The organism is Xylanivirga thermophila (assembly GCF_004138105.1).
Classification (GTDB): Bacteria; Bacillota; Clostridia; order Caldicoprobacterales; family Xylanivirgaceae; genus Xylanivirga; species Xylanivirga thermophila.
On sequence record NZ_RXHQ01000012.1, the window covers coordinates 1 to 17,653 of the forward strand.

The following is a 17,653-nucleotide window of genomic DNA, read 5'->3' on the forward strand; positions in this document are numbered from 1 at the left end:
TGAGTGGGCAACAGCAAAGTATGAATTACTAGTCCTCAAAGCGAAGGAGTTTGAGCCCTTAAGCGTTAATAATACTGCTAACGTAACAATGCTCACCGTTTATATCTCTATGGTTAAAAACCTCCAAAATAGTCTTACTAAAATCTTAAAGGCAATTCACCAATTAATTGACGATGACTTGTCAAAGGATGTGCCTGTAATATCCCCGACCCTTGAACTTCTTCAAAGTATCCCTGGTATAGGCTTTCTTACAGCTGCTACTATCATTGCTGAGATCGGTGATTTCTCAGCTTTCTCGAAACCAAAAAAACTAGTCGCATACTTTGGAATTGACCCTTCAGTAATGCAATCTGGAGAATTCACCGGTACCCGTAATAAGATGTCTAAAAGGGGCTCAAAGCTGCTTAGGAGGGTGCTCTATACTACGGCACTTGCCAATATCCGAACTAAACGTAACAGTGAACCGTGTAATCCTGTACTAATGGATTTCTATAAGAGAAAGTCACAGAGCAAGCCTAAAAAAGTAGCTTTAGGAGCAGTTATGCATAAACTTGTTTATATCATCTTTGCTGTTCTCAGGGATAGAAAACCTTTTGAACTACGTACTCCCGAAGAACATGCTAAGATGCTTACAAGAAAGCATACTGCAGCTTAGCAGTACTTGTATTTGATATTTAGTTTTCAAGGTTCAGTTAGTCTTTTAACCAGCTATTTTTAATCAATGTTCCTTAGGTGGTCTCATTGCCATGCCATTTTTTAATTTTCTGCTGCAAGAAGACCCTCAAGAAACTTTCAAAATTATTTTATAAAACTACTTGACTTTAATTAGCTGGTCTATACCTCAATGTCGCCGTTCATAAGTTTGGGAAGAAGTTTATCACGGGCTTGTTTCAATAAAATAATCTGTCGATCAGCATTGGTTATCTGCTGATCAATACTTTTCGCAACGCTATTGAACTTATTTGCTAAATTATCACTAGGTATTAGAAATTCTTGTGAATGCAAAGCAGATTTTGTTATTGAAGCATATATTGCTCCGTTTCCAATTAGATCATCTTTATAAAATCGGTTCTTAAGCATATAGAAAAGAAAGCTCTGCAAACCTTCTCTATGATTAATAGCTGCTAAGCCACGACCAATAACAATTTTATTTTTTGTAATATTCATTCGCCCTACTGGTGCACGTACACTGAACAAAATACTTCCCGCTTCTGCAATACGTGTGTAACTCGTAGAATATGTATCATCAATTACAAATCGATATCCATAATTTGTAACGCCTTGATGGAAGGGTAAACCTTGTTGTTTATCATTATAATATTCTGATTTTGGACTCTGTCCCATTGTAATATCAGCTATATCAATAAGTTTTTTTCGGCTCCAACCATCCGGCACACCATCAACTATCTTAGTGTTTTCATATCCAGGGAATCGAAGATTTACAAACCATTCTTTATACAATCGCATGGCCGCTTCTTCCAGCAACTTAATCTGCTTTTGATTATTTTCAATTAAATCATCATAGGCTGAGAGAATGTCGGCAATACGACGTTGAACTATCAGGGGGGGAAGTGCTATCTCAATACTTTTCAATATATCTAAAGTAATACCCTTTACTGTTGAACCTCGCCCTAACATATTGAGTTCATTTCTTTTCGATACTATGGTCCATAATAAAAACCTATTATCAATTCGCTCATTTGGAATCAAAGCTTTAAGATCTTGATTTATAGCCATGTCTACTTTATTTATGAATGCACGACCTAAACCCATTCTAGTAGAAGTGATTACAGTCCCCGCCTTTATTAGATTAGCAGAGCTGTTTTCAAGACCTTTTTTTGTTATAGTGTCTTTAGTATATGAAAGGTAGTGTTTATCGTCTTCCATATCTTTAACTGAGCACCAAAAAATATCACCATTCCAGTACTCCGATTTTGATTTTGATGGAGTTCCCCCTCCAATTATTAAGTGTAGTACGTCACCTAGATTTACAGTTTCCCACTTCATATCCCCAGCTCCTCAAAATTCGCTGAAATTGTATCCATTAACTGATTTGCTTCTGCCTGTAAGGTTAAGAGTTCCTTATGAATTTCAGTCATTCTTTCTTCAAAGTTTTCATCATCTTCTTCTACAGGAGCTACTCCCACATATGCACCCGGAGTAAGGCTCCAGTTCTTTTCTTCTATTTCATCTATAGTTGCAACTTTACAAAGTCCCAGAACATCGGTATATGTGCCGTCTCCGAATTTCTCAGTGAGCCATTTTGCTTCTTTTATCACTGTACGGTAGGCCTTGATTTGAGATACAACCTCCTCAAGGCTAGCAGAAACAGACTTTTTAAAGCGATCCCAAGTTGTTGCTGATTCGTCGATGGATTTAGCAAAATCTTTAGCTTCTTCCTTTTCCAATCCATCACCGTACTCAAAAAGAGCTTTTAATGAAGCATTAAGTTCTGTAGTATACTTCTTCAACATATCATTCAGCGGTAATAACTGATTAATATCCTCAGCATTTTTAATGATATCAGCTACCTGAGCTCGCAATGGCTTAAGTTTCTCACCATAGCCATTCATCAGTACCGACACACTTTCAAATTCAGTATCGAGTTCTTTGCAATCATTGATAATTTGAGTACTATAATCCTGTAATAGTTTTGTATATTTCTCCTTCTCTCCACGATATAGCCAGACAATGGCATTGAGGTTTTTCATCTGCCATTCACTCCACTCATTGAGTGTTCGATCCACTACGGTATAGTAATTACGAGAATCTATAAAAAGTACTTTATCCTTTAATTCTTCTTTCTTTCCCTTATCAAAAAACCAAAGTGAACAAGGTAACGAAACCTTATAAAAGAAATTATTTGCTACTGACATTAAACAATCTACATGTCCCGTCTGGATAAGCTGCTTTCTAATTTCTCTTTCCTTATTACCACTATCCGTAGCAGAAGCGGCCATAACAAAGCCAGCACGTCCGGTATCATTTAAATAAGCATAGAAATATGAAATCCAGAGATAATTAGCGTTAGAGACTTCCTTTTTCTGATTCACTCCTGGCAATCCAAAAGGTAGGCGTCCTGCATTCTGAGTAGATTCTGCTTTTACTTTATCTACATTAAATGGGGGATTAGCCATTACATAATCACATCTACCTTCCAGATTATGAGCATCATGATAGAAGCTGTTAGCCTCATCACCAGATTTGATTTTTGCATTTAGTCCGTGTACAGCCATATTCATGATACATAACTTCGCATTAAACTCTACTTTTTCTTGTCCATAAAAAGTCATTGCAGAATTAGCATTGATTCCTTCAACATTGACAAAATCGCTGGAAGAAACAAACATCCCACCACTGCCACAGGCCGGATCCAAGACTATTCCATGAGTTGGCTCAATTATATTCACAATCATTTTTACTAAAGATTTAGGTGTAAAGAAAACTCCATCATCCGATGCGATAGCTGAAGCAAACTTATTTAAGAAATACTCATAAATACGCCCAAGGATATCATCGTTGATTTCGTTCAATGCACTATTATTAAAAATACGCAACAATTCTTTCAACAAATCATTTCCAAAAGAAGTATATGTTTTAGGTAGTATTCCTTTCAATTGAGTACTCTCTGCCTCAATTAACTCCATAGCCTCATTGACTGCCTTCCCACAATCAGCATCGTCTGGCAAATTGAGCAGATAATCATATCGAGCCTTTTCAGGTAAAAAAATAGCGCTTTTTTGTTTAAAATCACTTGACTCAACAGGAAGTACACGACCATTACGTACAGGACGGTCTTTTAGAATTTCAGCTTCCACGTATTTAAACCGACTATATGCATAACGCAAAAAGATTAAACCAAGAACCGGCATGCAATATTCTTGAGAACTTAATTTAGAACCTTGACGTAAGAGATCTGCTGATTCCCATAATTCTGATTCTAATTTTCTTATATTTATCATTAAACAAGCCTCCATTTGATTGATATTTCACAATAATAAATACTAATTCCGTTTGGTATCCATTTCCATGATATCACAGACGTCACATTCCAACGCTATACAGATTTTTTGTATTATTTCTGTACTAACATTTTCGTTTTTACCAAGCTTTGTGATCGTAGCAGAACTAATGCCTGCAAGTTTCTGTAAGTCTTTCTTTTTCATATCTCTATCAATAAGAAGCTTCCAAAGCTTTTTATAACTAATTGCCATTCTAATCACCTCTATGTATGTATAATTACATGATATCATTAGCATCATTATTTTGCAAACATTTTCTTTAAGTTCGCATGATTTTTGATTTGAATTCAATAATTATTACTCTAAATCCTATTGTCAGGTGTATAGAATGTCACATCCATTCTATCTCCTCAACCCTATAGATATATCTAATCTGTCAACTCAACCCTACCCATATTCTAGCTCAAATTTTGCACAAAAATATACCCTCGATATGTTTCCACGTACACATATCGAGGGCTTAAGTCGAGTAGACAGATTTACTTTCATTTTATAAAACTCAGTATTCTCAAGGCTTTCTGGACATCACTTTCTAGACATTAAACATACTATCTCCACGTGAAGTTTTTAGGCTATTTCACATCTTTAATAAATACAGTAAAAATGCTGTGTTTATACTGGTTTAACATCTATCCTGACCTCTCAAGAAATAATTCTCGATTAGGCTATTTTATAATTTTTACTGCTTTGAACTGTATTTTTTGTTTTTCCGCTGGCTACCATCTTCACTTTTTATAACATTACTTCGCTGCTGTTTTTCAAGTTGTACTGCTTGGAATGTTTCCTTAGGTATTATCGCCGGATTGTTACCCTCAGCCAAATAATATGAGCTATGCTTTCCGTTGTCCAATAACCGAACGTCGCCCATATACTTTTCATTACTGAGCATTACGTCAATTGTTCTCTTAGGCCATGTATCCTTTCCGGTAGGGGACTTGATACCCAGTCGCTCCAGTTCTTTTACAACACCTAAAACACTCTTACCCTGAAGATAGAGGTTAAATATCATCCGGACATTTTTCGCCTCTTTCTCATCAATAGCCAGATTACCATCTTCATCATTGTAATACCCATAGCACTTTCTATTGTATAACTTTGAAGTACCTTGTGCAGCGCGTTGTTTGATACCCCATTTAATATTGTCACTTCTTGACTCGTTTTCAGCTTGAGCAAAAGACTCAACAATAGAAATCATAAGGCCGCTGTCTGTATCAGCTGTATCCAGCTGTTCCTGTTCAAATATGACACGAACACCGAGAACTTTTAGCTTATTAAGTGCATCAAGAATCTCAACCGTATCTCGGCCAAATCTGCTGATGCTCTTAGTTAGGATAATCTCTATATCACGTGACTTACAGTCCTGTAACATGCGAGAAAACTCTTTTCGAGAGGAACCTGTCTTACTTGAAGCAATATCTATATACACATCAACCAACAACCATTTTGGATTGGCTGCTGTCAATCTTGTAAGTGCTGACACTTGAGCGGTAAGGCTTTTCAACTGTTCAGTACTGTTTGTACTTACGCGGCAGTAGATGCCTACTCGCTTTTCTCGCTTAGGTGGTAATGGTGGTATAAAATGAATTCTTTTATTATCTTCAGCCATAATTAACCTCCATTTAGTCTGGATTGGAAGTTGTCTGCGCCAGATACCCTTTAATATTATCTGAAATTAAATTAAACATCTTTTTGTCAGCAGGACATAGTGGTAATTTTGACACTTCATCAAGGGTGAACCACTGAATGTCGTTATGCTCAATACAAACCGGCTCCCCACCAATAAGTTTACAAAAATAAAAGCGAATATTGACGGTGATGTCTGGATATGCATATACAACTTCTTGTGCAAGCCGCTCTGCTTTAACTGTTATTCCTAATTCCTCGTGACATTCACGTGCAAGGCACTCCTCTGGCGTTTCGTCAGCCTCGATCTTTCCTCCTGGAAATTCCCATAACAGCTCGCAGCGTTTTCCCTTAGGTCTCTGACAGATAAGCAGTTTACTGTCCCTTTGTATAATTGCTGCAGTTACCTGAATCAAGATTCTATGCCTCTCTTTACTTTTTTGAGTCTAAACTTATACTCTTTTCTTGTATTTCCATTCTCGTCTAATGCATCTTCATATGTATAATTTGTAAGCTCGAATATACCCTGGTAATAATACTCTTTGGGAGAAAATTTAACGAATAGGTGAATAACTTTTCCCTCTGTAGCAGCATCCACAATAGCCCTGTTGCGAGATGTCATCTTCTGATCTCCGACTTTTCCTTCGCCAGAATAAATATAATCGCCATCCGTAGTCCAGTGATCATGATAAACGAATCCAGACTTCTTTTTATCAACAGAGGAAATTAAGACAACGGTTGATGGTGTTATATTAATCCCTCTCCCGAAACCAGAAATTTTGATATTAAATTGTTCCTCAACCTCTTGGTATGTAAGAATGGGTTGTCTCGCTAAGTGCGCAACATTATAGTCTTTACCAAAGCCGTCTTCAATATTTGTTGCTTTTCTTATGGTTGATACAGCAGTCTGGCTTTTTCTTTCTTCTTCAGCTTTACGAGCAGCAAGCTCGGCTTGGCGCTTTTCTTCCTCAGCTTGCTTGACGGAAATAATATCAGCCATGATTGCTTCTTGTACGGTTGGATCTTCAGCTTTGAGGAATTTATCGAATGCGTCTGGGTATATGAACTTACTCGTCTTGCCTACGAATTGAACAGTGATATATTGACCGTCAAATTCAATGACGGAGCCTGTCCCAAGCGTATTATGAAATACTTTTATATTTATAAGGTTCATAATATTCTTCCTTTCTCCAATGAATAACAAACATTATAGCATATTACAGGAATGATGATTAGCCTATTATCATCTTTTTTATACCAACATCCAACCCGACCACACAACCTCAAAAAAATACGAAAAAACATCTAACCTGACCACTCGCGAAGGCTGACATCTAACCCGACCACTCGCGGGGCTATGACATCTAACCTGACCACTTGACTATCAAAAAGCGCCTTTATAGACTTGTTTCCGCGAAGCGATATTTTCATGTTTTTCACTCAATTTGATTTAGTCATCGTCTTTGTTTTTTCGACTGAAAAAGTCTTCATGAGACTCATAAATGTTGTCACGCGAAATGCTATTCTTGAATCCGCATTCTGTGCATTTCCATGTGTATTTATGGTCATTAAAACCTGATTGACCGTTAAGATAAGCACCACACCTATCACACCACCAATCTATTCCTGCAAATCTCTCGCCCATTGTGCTCTCCCTCCTTTCAAATATTTAGACATAGCTTTCATCCACAGTGTCAATCGTATGGATGATTTCGTAGTATGTTTTGCCTTGATATTCATATGCCGTATAGGGATAACCTTGTTGGGTTGTTTTTTGAACAGGCGTAAATAGCGAAACGACATCTGATTTACTATATTTGCTAGTTGGGAAGAAATAATAGTCATATGTACCATCTCCTAAATTATCTTCCCAACCGATGTTCTTTGCACTTATAACATGACATTCAATATTCATCGTAAAACTCCTTTATTGGGATTCATTCGCCAAACTTTGCCTTCATCCAGCGCAAATTAAATTCATCTAAGGCATCTTCATAATCATCATAATGTTGTGTAGAGCCATCGCCAATTACACAAAAAGCTTCTCTATCGCCTCTACAACCAATTTTCAAAAGGCAAACATTGCCTTCTTTTCTAACGATTTCTGTTTCTCCAAATTTCATATAGTACCCCCTTCCTAATAATTGACTTCAAAGTTTTTCTTCGTAATATCCACCCATTTGCTCAAAAATTAACTTTTGTTCAGTAGACATAAGTTAGTTTCACTGTTTGTTCTACTAAATACTTTTTTCTTCTGGTGTAATGCTCATGACATAACTCCTTTCTGGCTTAAATGCCTTTACAAACTCTTGTTTACTGCTGCTTATTTTATTCAAACATCCAACCCGACCACACAACCTCAAGGATTTACGAAAAAACATCTAAATCGACCACTCGTGAACGCCGACATCTAATCCGACCACTCGCCAAGCCATGACATCTAACCTGACCACTTGACTATCAAATACTGCTATTATGGACTTGTTTCCACGAAGCGATATTTTCATAATTTTACTCTATGGGTTTCATACCCATGCGTACTAAAAGCCTTAATATATAAGGGTTTTCAGCAAACTCAATCTTTCACCTTCGACATCAAGACTACGCACTCAACGTGAAGTTTTTAGGCTATTTCACACTTTCCAAAAATGCAGCAAGAATGCTGTGTTTATGCTGGTTTGATATCCATCCTGTCCTCTCGCTAAATAATTCTCGATTAGGCTATTTGATTTTACGTCTTTAAAAATTTGTGCTTTATATTCCTAAGATTGTAAATACTCCTTCATTTTCGAATACATTTTTTACCCAAGCAGCAGCTTCAGTAAGGGCTGGTTTTGCTTCAGTATCCAATTGCGATGCATAATCAAGTATAGCTTCCCATTGCGATTGATTAACTTGTGTTTCTCCATATGGATCATAGTCAGGAAGAACTGCGGTAAATGCTTTATATAGTTGTAACTCTTCAAGAGTATCATCATGCAATAGTATTGAATCTGATTTCCAGAAGGTTTTACCGTCCCATTTCCCTTTGTAAAATTCATGATAACATGTTCCCACACGGTCACTTACATAACAAAAATATTTCATAAATGCACCTCGCTAGATATAAAAAACTCCCTTTTCTAAATCTACTTCTTCGAACTGTATTTTTTGCTTTTTCGCTTACTTCCTTTTTCGTCCTCGATAACATTGCTTCGATGCTGTTTTTCAATCTGCACCGCTTGGAAAGTTTCCTTTGAAACTATTGCAGGATTGTTATTCTCTGCCTGATAATATGAATCGTGTTTTCCGTTATCCAACAACCGAACGGTGCCCGTATATTTTTCATTACTGAGCATTACGTCAATTGTTCTCTTAGGCCAAGTTGACTTCCCGGTAGGGGATTTGATCCCCAGCCGTTCCAGATCTTTCACAATACCTAAAACGCTTTTACCCTGAAGATAGAGGTTATATATTAAACGAACATTTTTTGCTTCTTCCTCATTAATGACCAGATTACCATCTTCGTCATTATAATACCCATAGCATTTTCTATTATAAAGCTTTGAGGTACCTTGCGCAGCACGTTGTTTGATTCCCCACTTAATATTTTCACTGCGTGATTCGTTCTCTGCCTGCGCTATTGATTCGATTATGGAAATCATGAGATCATTATCCGTATCAGCTGTATCAAGCACTTCCTGTTCAAATATAACGCGAACGCCAAGATTTTTTAGCTGGTTCAAGGCATCAAGAATCTCTACAGTGTCTCGACCAAATCTGCTGATGCTCTTGGTTAGGATAATTTCTATATCATGAGACTTACAGTCCTGCAGCATACGAAAAAACTCTTTGCGGGAAGAACCTGTCTTGCTTGAAGTAATATCTATATACACATCTACTAATAACCATTTGGGATTAGCTGCTGTCAATCTTGTTAGCGCCGATACTTGGGCTGTAAGACTTTTTAACTGATCAGCACTGCTTGTGCTCACACGACAGTAAATGCCTACTCGCTTTTCCCGTTTAGGAGGCAATGGTGGTATGAAATGAATTGTTTTATTATCAGGCACGACAATACCTCCTTCGAAAAATTATCCGTAAATAATTCCTTTATTAATCATCTCAGTAATCGTTTCGCTTTGCTTATCAATACTACCCATAATCATTTCTAAATAATTGAGAAGATGTTCGATATCATCCCTATCAAATTCCATAGATAAATAATTATTTGTTAATCCATCGTTCCAAAATAAAACAACCCATTCCATTGAAATATCTTCTATTTCATGGCCCTCTCGGACATATATGTATCTTGGATCGTTTCTTAAGTCTTTCTTGGGGTGCAATATAAATTTAAAGTCTGGTTCAATGCACTCTATCTCTGTTATTTCGTTAAATCCATCATTAAGCAGCTTTTGTAAACTTTCTGCCAATGTTTGAATCTCACATGTTAAAAGCAACTCATCATTTTCAATCATATAGTTTAGCCAGTTTTTTGATGCTAAGGAAAGACTAGTTCTGCACCATTGTGAATCCCAGTTTTCGGTAGGCGAAGGCTGATAACCACTAATCTGTATTTGAAAAACAATTCCGTCTAGATCAAGTTTTAACCACATTGAAATCCCTTCCTTTCATTTATATATCCCTTTTGCTAAGTCTATCAAGTTAGGATAATTAACATATTCGCAAAATTCAGATATGTTGATTAGCCTATTTCTCCAACTTATAACCCCAATATCCAACCTGACCACACAACCTAAAAAAGTCCGAAAAAACATCCAACCTGACCACTCGCGAAGGCTGACATCTAACTCGACCACACGCCGAGCTATGACATCTAAATCGCTCTGTCACAAGCAAATTTGCTTGCTTCGACCTGTTTCCACGAAGCAAAAATCACGCAATTTCTGAGCAGTGATTTTCGACCACAAAACCCCGAAAAGCCCTTATATCAAGCCCTTTTCACACCCTACTCTTTTACCCTTGACATCAAGACAACACACTCAACGTGAAATACTTAGGCTATTTATGGAATAAGTCAATAAATCGTAAGATATCTTTATTTATCAATGTTTACTCGTCGTTTTTCTTTTCTATGTCATCTATGCTTACCTTTAAGAAAGTAGGCTATTTTCTTTTCTATGTCATCTATGCTTACCTTTAAGAAAGTAGGCTATTTTGTTTTTATGCTTCAAAAGACCCTGTAAGCTAGGTTTTATCATTGAGAATATAATTGGACAATAACCACTTCTGGCCTGTTATTAATTCTTACAGGAATTATGCTGTTTCCAATACCACGACTGACAATCATCGTAGTATTGGCTTCATGATATTCTCCTGCATCATATTTTGGGAAAAACCCCTGATTTGGAGCAATAACGCCCCCTATAAAAGGAATTCTGAACTGCCCGCCATGTGCATGACCACTGAGAACTAAATCAATGTCATTTTTTACATATACTCCAAAGAATTCTGGTCTGTGCGACAATAAAATCTTGAACCCATCTTTTAAATTCATATTGTAAAGTTTAGCCTCTAGCATGCTCTCTTGAAGGTAAGGAGCCTGATCTGAAAAATCAGGATCGTCCAAACCAATCAGTTGAATGCTGTCTTTATCATTCGATATTGTAATCACCTCATCACGTAATACAGTGACACCTGCGTCGAGCAATTGTTCTTCCAGTTCATAGTAGATATCTCCAATCCATGCCTCATGGTTGCCTGTCACATAATAGCACGGAGAAATTTTTACCGCCTGTTGAATAAACTTTATTGCAATGTCTATGTCCATGTGATTTGAATCTACCAGATCACCAGTAATAACAATGATATCAGGATTCTCCTCTTTCAAGATTTTAATTGTTTTCGAATTATCCTCTCCAAATTCTGAATTATGCAAATCTGCAATCTGTGCAATCTTATATCCTTCAAATGCAACTGGCAAACGCTCCAAAGTTATCTTATAACGAGTGGTGCCTACTGTAAGATTACCCCAGACGGTTATACCTCCAAAAACAGCCAATAAGATTAGAATTGTAATTATGATGATTCTTTTTGATTTATTATTATTTTTCATTTTTTTCAATCCAAATAACCTCCATAAATCCAAATTTGCTATTTTCTCTTAGAACTGTACTTTTTATTTTTTCTCTGGTTGCCATCTTCACCCTTTATAACATTACTTCTATTTGCCTTCTCAATCTGTACTGCCTTAAACTGTTCATCACTTATAATAGAAGGATTATTATCTTCAGAAATATAATGAGCTTCGTACTTCCCTGAATTTAATAGTCGAACTATTCCTATATATTTTTCATTACTTAACATTACATCAATTGTCCTTTTACTCCACTTATCTTTTCCAGTTGGGGATTTAATACCAAGCTTTTCTAACTCTTCAATTATTCCTATAATACTTTTGCCTTGAAGGTAAAAATCAAATATTAGCTGTACATTTTTAGCCTCTTCATCATCTATAATAAGACTGCCATCAACATCATTTTTATAGCCATAACATTTACGGTTATACAGCTTTGAAGTGCCTTGTGCCGCTCTTTGTTTAATACCCCATTTTATATTATCACTTCTAGATTCATTTTCCGCCTGTGCAATAGCTTCGATGATAGATATCATAAGGTCACTATCTGTATTTGCAGTATCTAGATCTTCTTGCTCAAATATTACACGAACTCCTAACGTTTTTAGTTGATTTAATGCTTCAAGTGTATCCACTGTATCTCTACCAAATCGGCTAATACTCTTAGTGAGTATTATATCTAGATTATGGGAGTTGCAATCTTCAAGCATACGAGAGAACTCTTTGCGAGAAGAACCGGTTTTCCCAGAGGCAATATCCATATAAACATCAACAAGTAACCATTGAGGCGTGGCCGCAGTTACCCTTGTAAGGGCAGATACTTGAGCAGTAAGGCTTTTCAATTGTTCAAAACTATTACTACTGACCCGGCAGTAAATACCTACTCTTTTCTCTCGTTTTGGAGGTTTAGGTGGTATAAAATGAACTTTTGGGTTTTTAGACATGTTCTACCTCCAAATTAATATTTTTTATAAACAATCAACATAAAAAGTATTATTAATTTCTTTCATTTTCTTTTTTATTAATAACTTAAGAATAATAGCAATAAATATTATTACAGCAGTACCCCACCCATATACTTGAATACTCATGTGCCAAGGTGTCGATTGAATCTCATATAAACCTGGATTATTTCTAAAATCAAAATATGTATATATACTATGAGCAATAAACACACCGATAAATGAACCAATTAAACAATTCAAGAAATTATTTATTTTTTTAAACATGCTGATCCCCACTTCCAATTCATATAAAATAAAGCCTTAAAATTTTATAAACGTACACACTGACTATTCAACATATAGCAAAACATTATTTATGATATGTAGGCTATTTAAAATATCTTATCACATCTATCCTATCTCCACAACCCTACCAATCCATCTAATCTGTCAACTCAACCCTATGGCAATTTTAGTCTTTGATATGTTTCCTCAACCACTAAAAATAAGGGTTTCCCAGCATTATCAGCTCTAGAAAATAATCTAGAAAAACTAACTACACTTGGAAACCCTTGATTTATCAATGTTTTAAATACACCTTATTTTTATACCCTTGACATCAATACCACCGTCTCAACATGTGTCGTGAATGGAAACATATCGACTGGTTGCACTTCTCCCGCCTTGTAACCCCTATCCCATAGATAGCGCAAATCTCTGGCCAAAGTAGCAGGATTGCAGGATACATACACAATCCTCTCTGGATTAGCCTTGATAAGCGCATCTAAAAGTCTTGCATCACAGCCTTTTCTTGGAGGATCCACCACTGCAACATCTATCTTTAATCCATCCTCTACTAACTTTGGTATTACAACTTCCGATTCTCCCTGTATAAATTCTACATTATTTATATCGTTTATCCTAGCATTTTCTTTGGCATCTTCTCCCGCCTCTTTTACCACCTCTACGCTGTACACCTTTTTCGCATTTTTAGCCAAAAATAGAGATATGGTACCTATACCACTATAGGCATCTACCACGATTTCATTTCCCGTAAGATTAGCAAACTCCAGAGCCTTTTTATATAAAATCTCAGTCTGCACAGGATTTACCTGAAAAAATGATAAGGGTGAGATTTTAAATTTAAACTCTCCTATTGTGTCTACAATATAATCCTTACCCCACAGGGTTATATTTTTATTTCCCAATATTACATTCGTCTTTTCCCGATTTATATTCTGCACTATGCTGCATATCCCAGGTATACTATTCCGTAGCATATCTATAAGTTTGTCCTTATGGGGCAAACTTGAACCATTGGTTACTATGATCACCATAACCTGACCACTTTTAAAGCCTACCTTTGTAACTATATGCCGTATTATGCCTCTATGCTTTATTTCATCATATATGGATATGTCATATTCCTTTATAAATTGCCTTATAATATGTATGATATCATCATTTATTCCATGCTGTATAAAACAGGTATCCATATCTATTATGTCATGACTCCGTGGGGCATAAAAACCTATAGCTAAGCTATCCCTAACAAGCCCCACCGGAAACTGTGCTTTATTTCTATATCCTAGTAGATCATCCATACCAATGGTTGGATGGATCTTTAAATCATAAATCTTTGCTATGCGCTCCATTGCATCCTTTACCAATCTGGTCTTGTAATCCAATTGAGCTTTATAATTAAGATGCTGTAATTGACATCCCCCACACCTTGTACTATATGGGCAAAAGGGTTCTACCCTATATGGTGATGGCTCTATTATCTCCATAAGCTTGCCATATCCATAATTTTTATTTATCTTTATAACCTTTATCCGTACCTTTTCTTCTGGAATAGCCCCAGAAATAAAGAGGGTATATCCCTCTATCCTGCCTATCCCTTCACCATTTATGCCCATATTTTCTATCGTTAGTATGTATTCTTCATTTTTCTTAACTGGCAAATCGCGACTCATCCGCCCACCTCCATAGTCTAAAATGCAAAAAGGAATACTATCTAATAGCATTCCTCATTCATATATCTAATCATTCTTAGATTTATTTGCATATTTAACAAATTTACCATATATATCAGGAAAAGCCCTTCTTACATTTATAGGCTTTAAACTAGTGTCAGTAAAAGCATGCACAGTATATCCATGTACCAATAAACTCTCATCGTTCTGCTTTATTATATCATACTTCATACTTACACGGGCACCCTTTAATTCGCCTATACTAGTTCTTACAATCACAATATCATCATATCTTGCAGGCTGTTTGTAAAAACAGCGAGTCTCTATAACCGGCATCATAAGCCCAAGATGCTCCATTTCAGCATAGTTCATTCCATAGTACTTCATAAATTCTGTCCTGCCCACTTCAAACCACACATAATAGTTTGAATGATGGACTATACCCATTCTATCAGTTTCCTTATACCTGGCAGTTATAATAGTATCACAAGTATACATAAAGCATGCCCCCTGTTTAAAATATATTAATGTCCCACCATATGCACCTTTATAAGATTGGTGGTACCACTTAAACCCGCTGGCACTCCCGCCGTTATGATCACTGTATCCCCATCCTGTATAATATCTGTCTTACGTGCAATCTCAACAGCACTATCTATCATATCATCGGTATTGTCAGTATCAGGAGCCATATATGGCATAACCCCCCATATTAGAGCTAATTTCCTATAAACACACTCAGAAGTAGTAGTAGCAATTATCGGGTATTTAGGCCTGTATCTTGACACCATCCTAGCTGTATATCCCGATTGTGTAGGGGTAATTATAGCAGATGCATTTAGATCATCTGCAATGGTGTTGGTCGCATGACTTATTGCGCTAGTTATGGTGTTTTTAGCATCAATATCACATATATTACACCTTTCAAATACCTTCTTATAATCCAGATTGGCCTCCATCCGTTCAGCTATACGGCACATGGTGGCAAGGGCCTCAACTGGATATTTACCTGCTGCCGTTTCTCCAGATAACATTATGGCATCTGCCCCATCATATATGGCATTTGCTACATCACTGGCTTCAGCCCTTGTAGGTCTGGGATTTCTAATCATTGAATCAAGCATCTGTGTAGCTATAATTACAGGCTTACAAGCCCTCACACACTTATATATGATCTGCTTTTGTACCACCGGGACATCCTCTGTAGGTATCTCTACTCCAAGATCCCCCCTAGCTATCATTATACCGTCTGCTACCTTTATTATATCCTCTATATTATCAACACCCTGCTGATTCTCTATCTTAGCTATTATTTGTATACCTTCTCCACCATTCTCCCCTAGTATGCGACGGATCTCTCTAACATCATCGGCACTCCGAACAAATGACGCAGCTATATAATCTATATCGTTTTCAATGCCAAACTTTATATCACGTATATCCTTATCAGTAACAGGAGGTAAGCTTACCGATGTCCCAGGTAAGTTTACCCCCTTGTGATCCCCTATTACACCACCATTTATCACTTTACAATATACTTCAGTACCATCTATCTTATCTACATTAAGTTCTATAAGTCCATCATCTAGAAGTATCCTGGATCCAATAGACACATCCTGGGTGATATTGCCATAAGATATGCTGACCCTATTTTCATCACCTAATATTTCCTTAGTAGTTAGAATAAACGACTGCCCTTCCTTTAGCACTACCACTTTATCCTTAAATTTTCCTAGCCGAATCTCCGGACCCTTGGTATCAAGCAATATGGCAACTGGTATCTGCATCTCCCGCCTAAACTTCTTTACCAGTTCTATCCGATTTTTATGTTCTTCATAATCACCATGGGAAAAATTAAGCCTTACTACATTGGCACCATTTTCGAGTAATTCCTTTACCTTTTCAGGACTTTCACTCGCCGGTCCTATGGTACATATAATCTTTGTTCTTCTCATATAAACCACCTTTAAATAGATAATACTTTGGATAAGGCGTAAAGTTCTTTATCAAATTCCTTAGTCATAGACAGGGCTTTTTCTATATCCTCATCTATAATACTGTTATTTCTTATGCATACTACCCTATTTCCTATTCCATCCCTCAATAGACCAACTGCATGTGCACCCATACGACTGGCCAATATCCTGTCAAATGAAGTAGGATTTCCACCCCGTTGTATATGACCCAATATTGTCTCACGTATTTCTATACCAGTTTTAGCTTCTATGATCTTTGCAAATTCAGAGGCATTCCCTACACCCTCAGCTAATACTATTATCTGAGATAGCTTTCCCCTTTTTTTACCTTCTAAAAGTCTATTACATATATCATCTACATCAAAGGGTATCTCAGGCACTATTATATTTTCTGCGCCTCCGCCTACTCCGGCATAAAGGGCAATATCGCCTGCATTTCGACCCATTACCTGTATAATATTTGCCCTACCATGGGAAGTTATGGTATCCCTTATCTTATTTATAGCATCCAGAACTGTATTAACTGCCGTATCAAATCCTATGGAAAAATCTGAACAGGCAATATCATTATCTATGGTGCCAGGTATAGCAACAGAAGGCACACCCATTCTACTCAATACCTGTGCACCCCTAAATGAACCATCTCCGCCTATTACTACCATACCCTCTATGCCAAAATGATTTATCATATCAAGGGCCATCTTCTGCCCTTCAGGGGTTTTAAATTCCTGGCATCTGGCAGTCCTAAGGATAGTACCTCCACGGTGTACTATATCTCCTACAGAAGCTACATCCATCTCATCTATCTCACCATGGATAAGACCATTATAACCCCTTTTTACACCTAATACCTTCATATTATTGAATATGGCTGTTCGAACAACTGCCCTTATGGCAGCATTCATTCCTGGTGCATCTCCTCCGCTGGTTAAAACTCCAATTGTTTTCATATAAACTCCTCCTACCTCTATCAAGGTTAACTTAAAAATATAATTTTATCCAAAATTTGGATTATTTTATTCAACCTATATTT

At 36.8% G+C, this 17,653-nt stretch carries 19 protein-coding genes and 1 pseudogene; 1 reads left to right on the forward strand and 19 read right to left on the reverse strand.

The window, feature by feature from the left end; genetic code table 11:
* Positions 1–655, forward strand: a 655-nt coding sequence (locus tag EJN67_RS07055) for a transposase (RefSeq protein ID WP_165000787.1), incomplete at its 5' end; no start/stop codon positions are given.
* 179 nt (positions 656–834) lie between these two features.
* Here the strand turns inward: EJN67_RS07055 and EJN67_RS07060 are convergent.
* The 19 genes and pseudogenes from EJN67_RS07060 to pfkA all read right to left on the reverse strand — a co-directional run bounded on the left by EJN67_RS07060 (position 835) and on the right by pfkA (position 17,570).
* A complete protein-coding gene (locus EJN67_RS07060) occupies positions 835–2,007 on the reverse strand; it encodes a restriction endonuclease subunit S (RefSeq protein WP_129723649.1) in 1,173 nt (390 codons plus the stop codon).
* Positions 2,004–3,962 (reverse strand): N-6 DNA methylase, encoded by a 1,959-nt coding sequence (locus tag EJN67_RS07065; RefSeq protein ID WP_129723650.1) that lies wholly within the window; start codon positions 3,960–3,962, stop codon positions 2,004–2,006. The genes EJN67_RS07060 and EJN67_RS07065 overlap by 4 nt, the downstream gene beginning before the upstream one ends.
* A 42-nt stretch (positions 3,963–4,004) precedes the next feature.
* Positions 4,005–4,214 (reverse strand): helix-turn-helix domain-containing protein, encoded by a 210-nt coding sequence (locus EJN67_RS07070; RefSeq protein ID WP_058259153.1) that lies wholly within the window; start codon positions 4,212–4,214, stop codon positions 4,005–4,007.
* 487 nt (positions 4,215–4,701) lie between these two features.
* Positions 4,702–5,628, reverse strand: a complete 927-nt coding sequence (locus EJN67_RS07075) for a recombinase family protein (protein ID WP_129723651.1) — start codon at positions 5,626–5,628, stop codon at positions 4,702–4,704.
* 13 nt (positions 5,629–5,641) lie between these two features.
* Entirely contained in the window at positions 5,642–6,061 is a 420-nt protein-coding gene (locus EJN67_RS07080; protein WP_165000788.1) for a (deoxy)nucleoside triphosphate pyrophosphohydrolase, read from the reverse strand.
* Entirely contained in the window at positions 6,058–6,819 is a 762-nt protein-coding gene (locus EJN67_RS07085; RefSeq protein ID WP_129723653.1) for a hypothetical protein, read from the reverse strand. Before EJN67_RS07085 ends, EJN67_RS07080 begins: the two co-directional genes overlap by 4 nt.
* A gap of 276 nt (positions 6,820–7,095) precedes the next feature.
* Complete coding sequence (locus EJN67_RS07090) at positions 7,096–7,290, reverse strand: Sec23/Sec24 zinc finger-containing protein (RefSeq protein WP_129723654.1); 195 nt, start codon at positions 7,288–7,290, stop codon at positions 7,096–7,098.
* A 24-nt stretch (positions 7,291–7,314) separates the two neighbouring features.
* Positions 7,315–7,560 carry a hypothetical protein gene (locus tag EJN67_RS07095; RefSeq protein ID WP_129723655.1) on the reverse strand — a complete coding sequence of 82 codons (246 nt, stop codon included), beginning with the start codon at positions 7,558–7,560 and terminating at the stop codon, positions 7,315–7,317.
* Positions 7,561–7,582: 22 nt separating this feature from the next.
* Entirely contained in the window at positions 7,583–7,768 is a 186-nt protein-coding gene (locus EJN67_RS07100; RefSeq protein ID WP_129723656.1) for a hypothetical protein, read from the reverse strand.
* Positions 7,769–8,399: 631 nt separating this feature from the next.
* Positions 8,400–8,732, reverse strand: coding sequence for a hypothetical protein (locus tag EJN67_RS07105; RefSeq protein ID WP_058258312.1), 333 nt, complete (start codon positions 8,730–8,732; stop codon positions 8,400–8,402).
* A gap of 41 nt (positions 8,733–8,773) precedes the next feature.
* Entirely contained in the window at positions 8,774–9,697 is a 924-nt protein-coding gene (locus tag EJN67_RS07110; RefSeq protein ID WP_129723657.1) for a recombinase family protein, read from the reverse strand.
* Between the two features lie 21 nt (positions 9,698–9,718).
* Positions 9,719–10,243 carry a WapI family immunity protein gene (locus EJN67_RS07115; protein ID WP_129723658.1) on the reverse strand — a complete coding sequence of 175 codons (525 nt, stop codon included), beginning with the start codon at positions 10,241–10,243 and terminating at the stop codon, positions 9,719–9,721.
* 602 nt (positions 10,244–10,845) lie between these two features.
* Positions 10,846–11,703, reverse strand: coding sequence for a metallophosphoesterase (locus EJN67_RS07120; RefSeq protein ID WP_064012482.1), 858 nt, complete (start codon positions 11,701–11,703; stop codon positions 10,846–10,848).
* Between the two features lie 38 nt (positions 11,704–11,741).
* Complete coding sequence (locus EJN67_RS07125; RefSeq protein WP_014451313.1) at positions 11,742–12,668, reverse strand: recombinase family protein; 927 nt, start codon at positions 12,666–12,668, stop codon at positions 11,742–11,744.
* A 24-nt stretch (positions 12,669–12,692) separates the two neighbouring features.
* Complete coding sequence (locus EJN67_RS07130) at positions 12,693–12,953, reverse strand: hypothetical protein (RefSeq protein ID WP_014451314.1); 261 nt, start codon at positions 12,951–12,953, stop codon at positions 12,693–12,695.
* 320 nt (positions 12,954–13,273) lie between these two features.
* Positions 13,274–14,644, reverse strand: coding sequence for a 23S rRNA (uracil(1939)-C(5))-methyltransferase RlmD (rlmD, locus tag EJN67_RS07135; protein WP_129723659.1), 1,371 nt, complete (start codon positions 14,642–14,644; stop codon positions 13,274–13,276).
* A 66-nt stretch (positions 14,645–14,710) separates the two neighbouring features.
* Positions 14,711–15,142 carry an acyl-CoA thioesterase gene (locus tag EJN67_RS07140; protein WP_129723660.1) on the reverse strand — a complete coding sequence of 144 codons (432 nt, stop codon included), beginning with the start codon at positions 15,140–15,142 and terminating at the stop codon, positions 14,711–14,713.
* Positions 15,143–15,174: 32 nt separating this feature from the next.
* A pseudogene (gene pyk, locus EJN67_RS07145) lies at positions 15,175–16,599 on the reverse strand (pyruvate kinase); the annotation flags it as partial.
* An 11-nt stretch (positions 16,600–16,610) separates the two neighbouring features.
* The gene (gene pfkA, locus EJN67_RS07150) at positions 16,611–17,570 is read right to left on the reverse strand and encodes a 6-phosphofructokinase (RefSeq protein ID WP_129723662.1); all 960 of its coding nucleotides are present in this window, start codon (positions 17,568–17,570) and stop codon (positions 16,611–16,613) included.
* Positions 17,571–17,653: the final 83 nt, after the last annotated feature.

Excerpts from the sequence above, each read along its gene's own strand:
- EJN67_RS07060 (WP_129723649.1), bottom strand. The coding sequence starts at position 2,007 with ATGAAGTGGGAAACTGTAAATCTAGGTGACGTACTACACTTAATAATT.
- EJN67_RS07065 (WP_129723650.1), bottom strand. The coding sequence starts at position 3,962 with ATGATAAATATAAGAAAATTAGAATCAGAATTATGGGAATCAGCAGAT.
- EJN67_RS07070 (WP_058259153.1), bottom strand. The coding sequence starts at position 4,214 with ATGGCAATTAGTTATAAAAAGCTTTGGAAGCTTCTTATTGATAGAGAT.
- EJN67_RS07075 (WP_129723651.1), bottom strand. The coding sequence starts at position 5,628 with ATGGCTGAAGATAATAAAAGAATTCATTTTATACCACCATTACCACCT.
- EJN67_RS07085 (WP_129723653.1), bottom strand. The coding sequence starts at position 6,819 with ATGAACCTTATAAATATAAAAGTATTTCATAATACGCTTGGGACAGGC.
- EJN67_RS07090 (WP_129723654.1), bottom strand. The coding sequence starts at position 7,290 with ATGGGCGAGAGATTTGCAGGAATAGATTGGTGGTGTGATAGGTGTGGT.
- EJN67_RS07095 (WP_129723655.1), bottom strand. The coding sequence starts at position 7,560 with ATGAATATTGAATGTCATGTTATAAGTGCAAAGAACATCGGTTGGGAA.
- EJN67_RS07100 (WP_129723656.1), bottom strand. The coding sequence starts at position 7,768 with ATGAAATTTGGAGAAACAGAAATCGTTAGAAAAGAAGGCAATGTTTGC.
- EJN67_RS07105 (WP_058258312.1), bottom strand. The coding sequence starts at position 8,732 with ATGAAATATTTTTGTTATGTAAGTGACCGTGTGGGAACATGTTATCAT.
- EJN67_RS07115 (WP_129723658.1), bottom strand. The coding sequence starts at position 10,243 with ATGTGGTTAAAACTTGATCTAGACGGAATTGTTTTTCAAATACAGATT.
- EJN67_RS07120 (WP_064012482.1), bottom strand. The coding sequence starts at position 11,703 with ATGAAAAATAATAATAAATCAAAAAGAATCATCATAATTACAATTCTA.
- EJN67_RS07125 (WP_014451313.1), bottom strand. The coding sequence starts at position 12,668 with ATGTCTAAAAACCCAAAAGTTCATTTTATACCACCTAAACCTCCAAAA.
- EJN67_RS07130 (WP_014451314.1), bottom strand. The coding sequence starts at position 12,953 with ATGTTTAAAAAAATAAATAATTTCTTGAATTGTTTAATTGGTTCATTT.
- rlmD (WP_129723659.1), bottom strand. The coding sequence starts at position 14,644 with ATGAGTCGCGATTTGCCAGTTAAGAAAAATGAAGAATACATACTAACG.
- EJN67_RS07140 (WP_129723660.1), bottom strand. The coding sequence starts at position 15,142 with ATGTATACTTGTGATACTATTATAACTGCCAGGTATAAGGAAACTGAT.
- pfkA (WP_129723662.1), bottom strand. The coding sequence starts at position 17,570 with ATGAAAACAATTGGAGTTTTAACCAGCGGAGGAGATGCACCAGGAATG.